At 65.8% G+C, this 13,006-nt stretch carries 11 protein-coding genes and 1 pseudogene; 6 read left to right on the top strand and 6 right to left on the bottom strand.

All coding sequences use genetic code 11. The features are described 5' to 3' along the window. Positions 1-28: 28 nt before the first annotated feature. The gene (rpsA, locus tag U9979_RS11645) at positions 29-1,510 is read left to right on the top strand and encodes a 30S ribosomal protein S1 (protein ID WP_322779398.1); all 1,482 of its coding nucleotides are present in this window, start codon (positions 29-31) and stop codon (positions 1,508-1,510) included. Positions 1,511-1,709: 199 nt separating this feature from the next. After that, complete coding sequence (locus U9979_RS11650) at positions 1,710-2,924, top strand: RtcB family protein (RefSeq protein ID WP_322779399.1); 1,215 nt, start codon at positions 1,710-1,712, stop codon at positions 2,922-2,924. Between the two features lie 50 nt (positions 2,925-2,974). Here U9979_RS11650 and U9979_RS11655 read toward each other — a convergent pair whose 3' ends face one another. Both U9979_RS11655 and U9979_RS11660 read right to left on the bottom strand, forming a co-directional pair. Further along, positions 2,975-4,177, bottom strand: a complete 1,203-nt coding sequence (locus U9979_RS11655; RefSeq protein ID WP_322779400.1) for a maleylpyruvate isomerase family mycothiol-dependent enzyme — start codon at positions 4,175-4,177, stop codon at positions 2,975-2,977. Next, a complete protein-coding gene (locus tag U9979_RS11660) occupies positions 4,174-4,971 on the bottom strand; it encodes an RNA polymerase sigma factor (RefSeq protein WP_322779401.1) in 798 nt (265 codons plus the stop codon). Before U9979_RS11660 ends, U9979_RS11655 begins: the two co-directional genes overlap by 4 nt. Positions 4,972-5,307: 336 nt before the next feature. Between U9979_RS11660 and U9979_RS11665 the strand changes: the two genes are divergently transcribed. Then, the gene (locus tag U9979_RS11665) at positions 5,308-5,703 is read left to right on the top strand and encodes an SHOCT domain-containing protein (protein WP_322779402.1); all 396 of its coding nucleotides are present in this window, start codon (positions 5,308-5,310) and stop codon (positions 5,701-5,703) included. A 101-nt stretch (positions 5,704-5,804) separates the two neighbouring features. Then, positions 5,805-7,460: an MFS transporter gene (locus U9979_RS11670; RefSeq protein ID WP_322779403.1), complete on the top strand. Its 1,656-nt coding sequence runs from the start codon at positions 5,805-5,807 to the stop codon at positions 7,458-7,460. A gap of 54 nt (positions 7,461-7,514) precedes the next feature. Here the strand turns inward: U9979_RS11670 and U9979_RS11675 are convergent, their stop codons facing one another. Both U9979_RS11675 and U9979_RS11680 read right to left on the bottom strand, forming a co-directional pair. Next, positions 7,515-7,838 carry a protealysin inhibitor emfourin gene (locus U9979_RS11675; protein ID WP_322751342.1) on the bottom strand — a complete coding sequence of 108 codons (324 nt, stop codon included), beginning with the start codon at positions 7,836-7,838 and terminating at the stop codon, positions 7,515-7,517. A 112-nt stretch (positions 7,839-7,950) separates the two neighbouring features. Continuing rightward, positions 7,951-9,012 carry a M4 family metallopeptidase gene (locus tag U9979_RS11680; RefSeq protein WP_322779404.1) on the bottom strand — a complete coding sequence of 354 codons (1,062 nt, stop codon included), beginning with the start codon at positions 9,010-9,012 and terminating at the stop codon, positions 7,951-7,953. A gap of 226 nt (positions 9,013-9,238) precedes the next feature. Between U9979_RS11680 and coaE the strand changes: the two genes are divergently transcribed. Together coaE and uvrB are read left to right on the top strand one after the other, a co-directional pair. After that, positions 9,239-9,832: a dephospho-CoA kinase gene (gene coaE / locus U9979_RS11685; protein WP_322779405.1), complete on the top strand. Its 594-nt coding sequence runs from the start codon at positions 9,239-9,241 to the stop codon at positions 9,830-9,832. A gap of 42 nt (positions 9,833-9,874) precedes the next feature. Continuing rightward, the gene (gene uvrB, locus U9979_RS11690; RefSeq protein WP_322751345.1) at positions 9,875-12,019 is read left to right on the top strand and encodes an excinuclease ABC subunit UvrB; all 2,145 of its coding nucleotides are present in this window, start codon (positions 9,875-9,877) and stop codon (positions 12,017-12,019) included. A gap of 80 nt (positions 12,020-12,099) precedes the next feature. Here uvrB and U9979_RS11695 read toward each other — a convergent pair whose 3' ends face one another. Both U9979_RS11695 and U9979_RS11700 read right to left on the bottom strand, forming a co-directional pair. Next, entirely contained in the window at positions 12,100-12,441 is a 342-nt protein-coding gene (locus tag U9979_RS11695) for a hypothetical protein (protein WP_322779406.1), read from the bottom strand. Then, positions 12,438-13,006, bottom strand: a pseudogene (locus U9979_RS11700) (hypothetical protein); the annotation flags it as partial. The gene U9979_RS11695 and the pseudogene U9979_RS11700, both read right to left, overlap by 4 nt.

A 13,006-nucleotide genomic window follows, 5' to 3' on the forward strand; every position in this document is an offset into this window, starting at 1 on the left:
GACGAACCCTGTAGCCGGAGCCGACCCCTTGACGAGCACCACCGACGTACGACCCGTGGAGACCGTGACCACACCGCCCACCCCGACCACCCCGCAGGTCGCGGTCAACGACATCGGCTCGGCTGAGGACTTCCTCGCCGCCGTCGATAAAACGATCAAATTCTTCAACGACGGTGACATCGTCGACGGAACCATCGTCAAGGTGGACCGCGATGAGGTGCTCCTCGACATCGGTTACAAGACCGAAGGCGTGATCCCCTCGCGGGAGCTTTCGATCAAGCACGATGTCGACCCGCACGAGGTCGTGACGGTCGGTGATCACGTAGAGGCCCTTGTCCTCCAGAAGGAGGACAAGGAGGGCCGTCTCATCCTGTCCAAGAAGCGCGCGCAGTACGAGCGCGCCTGGGGCACGATCGAGAAGCTCAAGGAGGAGGACGGCGTCGTCAACGGCACCGTCATCGAGGTCGTCAAGGGCGGTCTCATCCTTGACATCGGGCTACGGGGCTTCCTGCCTGCGTCGTTGGTGGAGATGCGCCGGGTGCGCGATCTGCAGCCCTACGTCGGCCGCGAACTCGAAGCCAAGATCATTGAGCTGGACAAGAACCGGAACAACGTGGTTCTGTCCCGGCGTGCGTGGCTGGAGCAGACCCAGAGCGAGGTCCGGTCGGAGTTCCTCGCGCAGCTGGCCAAGGGCCAGATCCGCAAGGGCGTCGTCAGCTCCATCGTCAACTTCGGGGCGTTCGTCGACCTTGGTGGTGTCGACGGTCTGGTGCACGTGTCCGAGCTCTCCTGGAAGCACATCGACCACCCCTCGGAGGTCGTGGAGGTCGGCCAGGAGGTCACGGTCGAGGTCCTCGACGTCGACCTGGAGCGCGAGCGGGTGTCGCTGTCGCTCAAGGCCACGCAGGAAGACCCGTGGCGTCAGTTCGCCCGTACCCACGCGATCGGTCAGGTCGTCCCGGGTCGGGTCACCAAGCTCGTGCCCTTCGGCGCGTTCGTCCGGGTGGACGAGGGCATCGAGGGTCTGGTGCACATCTCCGAGCTGGCCGAACGGCACGTGGAGATCCCCGAGCAGGTCGTGAACGTCGGCGACGAGATCCTCGTCAAGGTCATCGACATCGATCTCGACCGGCGCCGGATCAGCCTCTCCCTCAAGCAGGCGAACGACTCCAGCGCCCTTGTCGGCGAAGGCGAGGCGTTCGACCCGTCCCAGTACGGGATGGAGGCCAAGTACGACGAGGCGGGCAACTACGTCTACCCCGAGGGTTTCGACCCGGAGACGGGGGAGTGGCTGCCGGGCTTCGAGGAGCAGCAGACCGAGTGGGAGCGGCAGTACGCCGACGCCCAGCAGCGCTACGAGGCGCACCAGGCGCAGATTCGGGCCGCGCAGGAAGCCGAGGCCGCCGCGGTCGCCCCGTCGTCCTACACCTCTGCCGAGCCCGACCAGCCCGCCTCCGCGATCGACGAGGACGCGCTTCGTCGCCTTCGGGAGCAGTTCGGCCGGGAGTAACCCGACCGGGTAGTACGTGAGATCGGTGCTGCCTGACAGAGCACTGAACGGGGCCTGCGGGACATCTTCCGCAGGCCCCGTTCGCGTCCGGCGGCGGAAAACCATTCGAAAAGTCCGCATACATCGGGCACGCTCCTGTTCGTGAGACCGCCGGGCACCGTCCGCCCGGGTATCGGATGACGAACAGGAGCGATCGATCATGGCAGCCGTTGCCGAACTCGGGGGTGCGCGGACCCCCATCTGGATGTGGACCCGTCCGCAGGAGGTCGACAGCGCAGCCCTCGACCAGCTGCGCGCCGTCGCGGATCTCCCCTATGTCCATCACCATGTCGCGGTCATGCCCGATGTCCACCTGGGCAAGGGCGCGACCGTCGGTTCCGTCGTAGCCATGCGGGACGCGGTGTCGCCCGCGGCCGTCGGCGTCGACATCGGCTGTGGAATGGCCGCCGTCCGCACGAACCTCACCGCGAGTGATCTTCCGGATGATCTGGGTGCGATACGCGCCGCGGTCGAGGCGGTGATTCCGGTCGGGCGTCTCGGACACCCGACCGTCTCGGGCAGGGTGCGCTCCCACCGGGAGCTCTGGGACGGTTTCGCCGACCTGCATCCGTTGGTCTCGGGACGGCTGGAGCGGGCCATGGCGCAGCTGGGGACGCTCGGCTCGGGCAACCACTTCATCGAGCTGTGCCTCGACACCGGCGACCAGGTGTGGCTGATGCTGCACTCGGGCTCACGCAACATCGGCAAGGAGCTGGCCGAGGTCCATATCGGGATCGCGAAACGGCTGGCGCACAACGGCGACCTGCGCGACCGGGATCTGGCGGTGTTCCTCGCGGGCACGGCGGAGATGCGGGCGTACCGGCATGATCTGGTCTGGGCGCAGCGGTACGCACAGCTGAATCGGGTGACGATGCTCGGCCTGTACCAGGATGTGCTGCATGGTTTCTTCCCGGGACTGCGGCTGCCGGTTGCGCCGCAGAGCGGTCCGTATGCGGGGGAACGAGCGTTCGCCTCGGTGAACTGCCATCACAACTACGTGTCCGAAGAACATCATTATGGCGCGGATGTGCTGGTGACCCGCAAGGGCGCGATCTCGGCACGGTCCGGGGAATATGGCATCATCCCGGGTTCGATGGGTACCCGGTCCTACATCGTTCGTGGACTGGGGAATCCGGAGTCTTTTCACTCGGCGTCGCATGGGGCCGGTCGGCGGATGAGCCGGTCGAAGGCGAAGAAGATGTTCACCGTCGAGGATCTGACCGCGGCGACCGCCGGGGTGGAATGCCGCAAGGACGCGGGGGTGATCGACGAGATCCCGGCGGCCTACAAGGACATCGAGCAGGTCATCGCCAACCAGCGGGACCTGGTCGCTGTCGCCGCGGAACTGCGGGCCGTCCTGTGCGTCAAAGGCTGACCCGGTGCGGCACCCGTGAACTGCTGCGCGGGATGGGCGAGGGTGAACTGTCAGGCGCCGGCGAACGAGGGCGCGACGTCGAGCATCGCCTGTGCGATCGCGGTGTCTCCCACCAGCTCGGCGCCGATGTCGTCGGCCTGGCGGCGGTCGGCGACCAGCAGACAGAAGTCGAGCAGGGGCGCGGACATCGCCGCGCTGGTGGCGGGCGGTTTCCCGCTACCGGCAATCTCGCTGGTGCCGTCCGGCCCGATCACCCACCGGCCGCCACCGGGGCCCGAGAGGGTGACAAGGAGCGTCGCGTCCCCGGAAGCAGGTGGTAGCGCGGCCCGTACCTTCGGGGTGAGCCACCGCATTGCGGTGTCGGCCATCCGGTGGAGGTGATCGGCGGGTGGCAGCGGCATGGCCAGCCCGACCCGCTCGGCGATGTCACGGCCGTGGATCCACGTCTCGAAGGCCCGGATGGTCAGGTAGGCGCCCAGCGGGCCAAACGGCGCGCGACGGTCGCCCGTGTCAGTCGGCCCGTCCGTGTCAGTCAGCCCGCTGCGGCGGAGCTGCTCGGCGATCCGTTCCATGGCGCCATACCAGGCCGACCAGGTGCGTCCGGTCGTCCAGTCATGTTGGTGAGCGTGGACGGCGGCGGTCCGTTCATCCAGGTCGGTGCTGTGCACAGGCGGATCCACCGCCAGGCCGATCCCGGCCGCGACCAGCCCGTCGGAGGCGGCCAGATGCGCGACGAGCTCGCGGGTGTTCCAACCGTTGACGATCTCGCGCGTCCAGTCGTCGGCGGTGAGCTCGGCAAGCAACCGGTCGACGGCGCCAACCTGGGTGAGGTAGGGATCTGCGATCTCCGGTGCCACCGGCGTGGCCGGACGGCGAGTCAGAGCCGCCGCCATGACCGCGGCCAGGGCGGCGGAACCGGCCGGGTCCACCTCGGTGGCTACCGCATCGGCCGCCTCGGCGGCTATCTCATCGGCTACATCGCGGAGCATGTCGCCGGACACCTCGCAGGCCAGGTCGTGCCGCTGCCGGCCGACAAGACCGACCAGGCCGATGCTGAGCGTCTCGGCCGTGACCAGGCAGTGCTCGCACCGGCCGAGGTGCGTGTCGACGATGACCGTCTCGTCGGGATCGCAGGCGCCGAGGAGGTAGGCACCGAGAAGGTCATCGACATGTCCTCCGTGGCCGTTGGGGGCCGGATTCCGCAACGGGTGCGCGGGCGCAAGGTCGTGCGGTTCGACCTTCCTGGCGCTCACACGTGAACCCCTTCGCGCTCCAACCGGACCGCAAGTTTCTGCAGGGCAGCGCGGATCCGGGATTTTGCCGTGCCTTCCGGAATGGTGAGTCGGGTTGCCACCTCACGGTAGGTGTAGCCGTCGAAAAAGGCGAGTTCCACCGCTTCGCGCAGCAGCGACGGGAGATCCGCCACACCACGACGCACGATCGCCGCGGTGACCTCGGTCAGCACCACCGTGTCGGCGGCCGGGCCGTCGGGCGTTGCGGCCAGTTCCCGGGCGACGGTCTCGGACGGCCTGCGCGCGCTTTCCCGCCGGACCCAGTCCACCGCCCGACGCCGGGCCATGACGACCAGGTAGGCGCGCAGGCCGCCGCGGTCAGGATCAAACCGCAACGGGTGCTCCCACAGGTGTACCAGGACGTCCTGGACGACCTCGGCCGCGGCTTCGCGGTCCGCGGTGATCTGGGCGGCCGCGGCGGCGAGGTAGCGGGCGTAGCGCGCGTGCACCTGCGCGAGCGCGTCGGCGTCGCCGGCGGCGAGGCGGGCATGCAGGTCACGAAGCTGGTCCGGGGGGAAGTCATCGGGACGTTCGGACACCGGACGCCGCAGGGCAGGAGCAGGGTCCGATGCACCGTCGGTTTGCGATGCATGGGCGGCCTGGGGTGGCTGTGTCGCCGGAGGCGGCTGCTGCATGGACGGCATGGACGGCATGGACGGCATGGACGGCATGGCGGCGGTCAGCGGCGGGACCCGTATCAGGGAGGCGGCCGCGGGCGGGTTGTCCGCACCGCGGGGTGCGGCTGCGGAAAGCACGGCGCGAAGTGTCCCATGACCGGGATGGGCAGTCCACCAGTGCCTGTCCCGGCTGCCATCCGAGCGCGGTTCAGGCGTGACGCATCAGGGTAGTTGATCTCAAGGTGGACGGCCTGTTCGATGCCGGTCGGGTCTTCCCCTCCTTGCCGGCGATCTGGCCCCGGGCGCCTGGAATTCACCTCGCGAGGGTGACCGACCGGGCGTTACCGCTCGGCGGCGGTAAGGAGGTCGGCCGGTGGGTAGTGCAGGGGTGAGCGATGTCGTGACTCGCGAACCTTCTACCGGCCGTGTGGGTCGGGGAACCAGAAGGGCGTGCGGACGACCGAGGGGGTAGTCGTGCAGACCCATTATCAGTACCCGCTGCTCAGCGTCTTCTGGACGATGCTGTGGTTCTTCCTGTTCCTGCTGTGGTTCTACCTGTTGTTCGCCGTTATATCCGACGTTCTGCTGAGCCACGATCTGTCCGGTTGGGGAAAGGCGGCCTGGATCATCTTCGTCATCCTGTTGCCCTTGTTCGGCATCCTGGTGTATCTGATTTTTCGGGGCGACAGCATGCATGAACGGGCTGCCCGGCGGTCGGCACGTCAGGAGGAGGACTTCCGCGACTACGTACGCACGACCGCGGGAACGGCGAGTCCATCCGAGGAGTTGTCCAGGCTTGCCGAACTGCGGGACCGCGGTGCGATCTCCGACGCGGAGTTCGAGCAGATGAAGGCCAGGGTTCTCGCCTGATCCCGGTATTCGGCGGCGTCCGGCGGCGTTGCGGGTTTTTGATCGTTCCTGGCTGGATAATTTCCGCACCACCGTGGTGGTGACCGCCGTGGGGAGGCCCGTTGGGCAGGTGGAAGGCGCTGGTCGTCCTCGGTGCGGCACAGTTTCTCATGGTGCTGGACGCCGCGGTGATGAACGTTTCGATCACTCGGCTCGTCGAGGATTTCGACACGAGCGTGACCGCGATCCAGGCGGTTATCACTGCCTACTCGCTGGTGATGGCCGCCTTTATGATTACCGGTGGAAAGATTGGTGATCTGTGGGGTCGGCGACGTACGTTCACCGTCGGCCTCGTCATCTACGGGATCGGATCGCTGATCACCACACTGGCACCCACACTTGTCATTCTGACCGTGGGCTGGTCGGTTGTCGAGGGACTGGGCGCCGCATTGGTGCTGCCGGCACTGGCCGCACTTGTCAGTGGCAACTACGCCGGCCGCGAACGGGCGGTCGCCTATGCGGTGATCGGTGGGCTGGCCGGTGCCGGTATTGCCGTGGGTCCGCTGCTTGGCGGTTGGGTGACCACGGAGTGGACGTGGCGCGTCGTGTTCGCCGGCGAGGTCGTCCTGGTCATGCTGATTCTCAGCATGGTCCGGTGGATTCGGGACCCAGCCGTTTCGCGTGACATAGCCGTTTCTCGTGACCCAGCCGTCGCGGCCGGCGGCGGTTTCGACGTCTTCGGTGCGTTCCTGTCAGCGCTGGGGCTTTCACTGGTCGTCATCGGGATCCTGCAGAGCAGTTCATGGGGATGGTTGCGGCCGAAGAATTCACCGGTGGCGCCGTTCGGATTCTCCCTCACCCCGTTTGTGGTGGCGGCCGGCTTCGCGGTGCTGATGGCGTTGCGCTCCTGGGAGGCTCACCGGGAGCGATCCGGTTGCGATCCGCTGGTGCGGTTTGCGCTGCTGACGGTTCAACCGCTGCGATCCGGGCTGGCGGTACTCGGCATCCAGAACGTGATTCTGCTCGGGCTTTTCTTCACGATTCCGCTCTATCTTCAGGTCGTTCAGGGATTCAATGCCTTTGAGACGGGGCTGCGGCTGCTGCCCGTCTCGGTCACAATGCTGGCAACCTCGATCAGCGGTCCGGTGCTCGGTCGGGTGGTCGGCCCACGTCTGGTGGTGCGACTGGGCCTGCTGGTGCTGATGGGTGCATCCCTCTTCCTGGTGGCCGCGGTCGACCCGCGGATCGACGACCTGAGGTTCGCGGTGGCCATGGCGGTGCTGGGTGTCGGGCTGGGACTACTGGCATCACAGCTCGGCAACGTCGTGCAGTCCTCGGTCGGCGAATCGGACCGTAGCCAGGTCGGGGGCTTTCAGTACACCGCCCAGAACCTCGGTTCGGCACTCGGAACCGCGCTGATGGGAGCAATCGTGATCAGCGCCCTTTCCGTGGCGCTCCAGAATCGCGTCGAGAACGACCCGCGGATCTCCGAGCCCGTCCGAGCGCAGGTCGGGGTGCAGCTTGAGGCCGGGGTCGGCTTCGTGTCCACCGAGCAGGTGCGGGCCGCGTTGGCGAGCACCGCGATACCGCCGGCGCAGGCGCAGGCCCTTGTCGAGCGCTACGCCGACGCGCAGCTCGCCGGACTGCGAGCAGCCATGCTCACCGCCGCAGCCGTGGCACTCGTCGGTCTGGCCTTCACCCGATCCCTTCCAACCGTACCGATTGTCGCGGGTGCGCAGCACGCTCACGCGGGCGCCCACAGACGCGCCACGATATGATCATCGTAGCCACTGGCCAGCCACCGATCGCCGTTGTCGGGACTGGTCGCGCTCCTACCGGTGGGCGGGCAACCGCGGTGCTTTGGACAGCAGGGCAAGCAACGTGCGCAGCTCCTCTGGAACCGGCTCGCTGAAGCGCCGCACGAGTCGGTGTCCAGCCCGGTCAACCTCCAGGGTGTAGGTGAAACGGTCGGGGCGGGCCGCCGGGGTGGAGGCGCGGTCTGGACGGTTTGCGGTAGCCTCCACATCAGCGGCGAGGCCACGCAGCTGTGCGGCTTCGTCGGCTGGGAGCTCGGCGGTGTCCAGGCCACGCCTGATCGCCTGTCCGACGAAACCTCCTGATCGCTCCAGGACGATCCGCACGTGTTCATCAACCATCCTGTTATTGTCGCCTATGATCGTGTCGGCGACACGGGTTCGCAGCTTCCGGCGTCGCGAGATCTGGAACGCGGTTCCACAGCCGGAGCTCCAGCCGGAGCTACAGCCGGATCTACATGATGACGCCCACGGCGCGCCATGCCTGCGTGACGGCCGCCACCTCGTCGTCACCGAAGAGCGCCCGGGCCTGTCGGATGGTGAGCGAGGCGAAGGCCCGGAACGTGGAGTTCGGCCGCAGCTGCGGCGCCCGTAGCGTGTCGTACCAGATGAGCCCCGCCTTCTCCCACGCCTTGCCGCCGATGGCCGCCGCGGCGAGGTAGAAGGCATGGTTGGGGATGCCGGAGTTGATGTGTACACCGCCGTTGTCGGTCGTGGTGCGCAGGTAGTGGTCCATATGGCCGGGCTGGTCGTCGGCCCCGAGTACCGGATCGTCGAACGCCGTTCCAGGTTCCTTCATGGACCGCAGCGCGACCCCGGCCACACCGGGTGCGAGCAGATCCGCACCGATCAGCCAGTCGGCCTCCTCGACGGTCTGGCCCAGCGCGTACTGCTTGACAAGTGAGCCGAAAACGTCGCTGACAGACTCGTTGAGGGCGCCGGGCTGGTTGAAGTACATCAGCTGCGCCTCATCCTCGGTCACGCCGTGTGTCAGCTCGTGTCCGATGATGTCCAGCGAGGTGGTGAAGCCCTTGAACATCTCGCCGTCACCGTCGCCGAACACCAGCTGCCGACCATCCCAGAAGGCGTTGTCGTAGTGGTCGCCGTAGTGGACCGTCGCGTGCAGCGCGACTCCCTCGTCGTCGATGGAGTCACGGTCGTAGACGGTCTGGAAGAACGTGAACGTCGAGCCGAGACCGTCGTATGCCTCGTTGACGGCGGCGTCGTCGCTGGCAGTGTCTCCTTCGGTGCGTACCGCCCGTCCCGGCAGGGTCTCGGTGCCGGCGGCGTCACCGATCACCCGGTTGGCTGTTCCAGTCGGCGCCAGCCGGGGCACCTGCGTGCCTTTGGACCCGCCCCGCAGCAGGGCGTTGTGTACGCGCACGGAACGCACCGAGGTGTCGCGGGCCAGCGTGGAAAGCGCCCAGGAGCGCTGGTCGTCGGTGCCGTTGCGCGCGATGCGTTCGAGCATGTGCGGCGGTACGGCGCACGGCGTGCAGCGATGGTACCCAGCCATGACAGACAACCCCCGGAGGACGAATGCGAACGTCGGATCCCGGTCTCGTCGGCCGCGGCGTCACCGAACCGCTGGCCGCAGCGTCACGGACCCACCACAGACCATGACGGATATTGCATTATATGTCTACCGTTGTTGTGACTACATTGTTTTTCACTGATATGCCTGGGCTGCACTGCCTGGGCCCTCTATCCGACGAGGCCGGTCATGCGGGAGACTCGGCCCCATGCTGCGGGTGGGGCTGACCGGTGGGATCGGCGCGGGCAAGAGCGCGGTGGCGCGGCTGTTGATTGATCACGGTGCCGTCGTCATCGATGCGGACGCGATCGCCCGGGAAGTCGTCGCCGTCGGTACACCGGGGCTGCGGGCCGTCGTGGACGAGTTCGGGCCGCAGATGCTATGCGCCGACGGCAGCCTCGATCGGGAGGCGCTCGGGGCTGTCGTGTTCGCGGACCCCGCCGCCCGCCGCCGCCTTGAGGCGATCACACATCCGCTGGTCGGCGCGGAGGCGACCCGTCGCATGGCCGATGCTCCGGCCGACGCGGTGGTCGTGTACGACGTGCCGTTGCTCGTCGAGGCCGGCCTGTCCGGCGGCTACGACGTGATCGTCGTCGTGGTGGCGCCACGCGAGGTCCGCCTTGCCCGCCTGGCCGATCGGGGGCTTGCGCGGGAGCAGGCGCTGGCGCGGATGGCCAACCAGGCGTCGGACTCCGCCCGCCGCGCGGTGGCCGACATCCTCGTGGACAACAGCGGCAGCCCGGAAGATCTTCATGACCAGGTGGCTGAGGTGTGGAAGCGTTTTTCCGCGTCCATCGCGTAGGCCGGACGGAAACTGTCGGACCTCTGTGGTGTTGTAGGACACGTGAGCCCCACTGCCGATCGCCCCGGTAAGGACATCGAGCGTTCGACTGCGCCGTTGCGGGTCGTGTCGGACTTCGAGCCGGCCGGCGACCAGCCGGCCGCGATCGCGGAGCTTGCCCGCCGCGTCCGTGCCGGTGACACCGACATCGTCCTGCTCGGCGCGACCGGTACCGGCAAGTCGGCGACCACCGCGTGGCTCGTTGAGGAGCTGCAGCGCCCGACACTGGTGATGGCGCCCAACAAGACCCTCGCCGCGCAGCTGGCCAACGAGTTCCGGGAGTTGCTGCCGGACAATGCCGTCGAGTACTTCGTGTCGTACTACGACTACTACCAGCCAGAGGCCTATATCGCCCAGACCGACACCTACATCGAGAAGGACTCGTCGATCAACGAGGAGGTCGAGCGGCTGCGCCATTCGGCCACGATGAGCCTGCTCACGCGCAGGGATGTGGTGGTCGTGGCGAGCGTGAGCTGCATCTACGGTCTGGGCACCCCGCAGGAGTACATCGAACGCATGGTCCGGCTGCGGGTCGGGGAGGAGATCGAACGCGACAGGTTGCTGCGCCGGTTCGTCGACGTCCAGTACACCCGCAACGATCTGGCCTTCACCCGTGGGACATTCCGCGTCCGCGGCGATACCGTCGAGGTGTTTCCCGCCTACGAGGAGCTCGCAGTCCGGATCGAGATGTTCGGGGACGAGATCGAACGGCTGACCTATCTGCATCCGGTGACCGGAGAGATCGTTCGCGACGCGACCGATGTGTTCGTCTTCCCCGCCACCCACTATGTCGCCGGCCCGGAACGGATGGAGCGGGCGATCGCGGGCATTGAGACGGAGCTGACCGAGCGGCTCGCCGAGATGGAACGCCAGGGAAAGCTGTTGGAGGCCCAGCGGCTGCGGATGCGCACCACCTATGACATAGAAATGATGCGCCAGGTCGGTTTCTGTTCGGGTATCGAGAACTACTCCCGGCATATTGACGGGCGTCCCGCCGGCACGGCGCCGTACACGTTGCTCGACTACTTCCCGGACGACTTCCTGCTGGTCATCGACGAGTCGCACGTCACGGTCCCACAGATCGGCGGGATGTTCGAAGGCGACATGTCCCGCAAACGCAACCTGGTCGAGCACGGCTTCCGGCTGCCCAGCGCCATGGACAACCGGCCGTTGCGTTGGGAGGAGTTCTGCGCACGCATCGGCCAGACGGTGTATCTCTCGGCGACACCGGGGCCATACGAGATGGCCCGTTCCGACGGGGTGGTCGAGCAGATCATCCGTCCGACCGGCCTGCTCGATCCGGAGGTCGTCCTGAAGCCGACCCAGGGTCAGATCGACGACCTTGTCGGCGAGATCCGGACGCGTGCCGAACGTGACGAACGGGTGCTGGTCACGACGTTGACCAAGAAGATGTCCGAGGATCTCACCGACTATCTCCTCGAACTCGGTATCCGTGTCCGCTACCTGCACAGTGAGGTCGACACCCTGCGTCGCATCGAGCTGCTCACGGAGCTGCGCCGGGGCGAGTTCGACGTGCTCGTCGGCATCAACCTGCTGCGGGAGGGTCTGGATCTACCCGAGGTCTCACTGGTCGCCATCCTGGATGCGGACAAGGAGGGCTTCCTGCGGTCGGACAAATCGTTGATCCAGACCATCGGCCGGGCGGCCCGGAACGTCTCCGGTCAGGTGCACATGTACGCCGACAAGGTGACCCCGTCGATGCGCAGGGCCATCGACGAGACGAACCGCCGGCGCGTGAAGCAGATCGCCTACAACACCGAGCGTGGTGTCGACCCGCAACCGTTGCGCAAGAAGGTCATCGACATCCTCGATGACCTTGTGCGGGAGAGCGCAGACGGTGAGATGATCGGCGGTGGTGGTCGCGCACAGTCCCGTGGGAAGGCCTCGGTTCCCGGCATGTCCTCGAAGGGCGCGTCGGGGAAGAGCGGTCGGGATGGCGCGGTCGGGCGGCACGCGGCGCAGTTGGCGGGGATGCCTCGAGCCGACCTGGCTGCGCTCATCCGCCAGCTCGACGACCAGATGCACGAGGCTGCCAAAGAGCTGCAGTTTGAGCTGGCCGCTCGCCTGCGCGACGAGATCTCCGAGCTGAAGAAGGAACTACGGGGCATGGAAGCCGCCGGAACATAGCCGTTTTGGCGCCTCGACCCGCACCCCGTCAGTAGCCGGCGAAAAGAAGATCATAAAACGACAGTATTTTCAATACAAAATTAGTCATTATTGACTGATGTTTTTTTCAAAAGTTCTATTCCTGTAATGTTGCGAACGATGTCATCGAATTCTTCTGCTTGAATATCGACGGTCGCTTGAAATATTAACGAAATATCCTTTCTGTCGGGCCGATGGTACCCATCGTCATCCTCCTCATCCTCAAAATCGGCATATTTGTTTGGTTTGAGGCTGCCTCGGATGTGATCCGAATAGAATTTGTAGTAGAAACCTTTATAGCTGCTCTCGCGCGCTTCTGGCTCAATCTTGAGGGCATCGGCGAATTCGGCGGCGAGATTTTCGATGTCGGATCGCTGTGTTCCGTAGAGGTAGTAGGTGGTCATGATTTCGGTAGCATGATCGAAGGTGCCTTGTTCTGGGCTGTCGCGACATCTTTATAAATCATAAAGTTTACGTCCCTTCCGGCGAGTTCGGACATTCTCTGTTGTAGATCAAATAGATTCAACGCCCGCAGATATTCTTCTTCCTCGCAGTCGAGAGAGCCGGTTCGAGTCCCTCGACCGCGAAGACTCATACCTAGGTCACGTGCCCGTTCGAGTAGCGACGGATCGGCTATAGCCACGTCGAAGTCGCTTCGTCTACCCAAGTCAAATGGTATCCGATCTCTGAAGCTGATGCCGGTTACCGAGCTTCCTTGCATGATACCTTGTGCTTTCGGGTATCCAGCCTGTTGTAAACCTTCATGGAGCGAATCGGAGAACTGGCGGAACTCCTCCTGGTCGGCGAAGCCGAGAGGGATGCCGTTCCGGATTTGATGTTGCAATCCGTGAGTCGAGCGAAGAGCGTTCCTAGCCGTGTTATGAGCGCTACCGAAGGGTTCGCCGGCGGCCATGATTATATGGCCGTCGGGGGTCACGGTGGCCTGGTGGGGGAGCAGGCTCTTGACCA

The organism is Protofrankia sp. Cas4, assembly GCF_963555915.1.
Classification (GTDB): domain Bacteria; phylum Actinomycetota; class Actinomycetes; order Frankiales; family Frankiaceae; genus Protofrankia.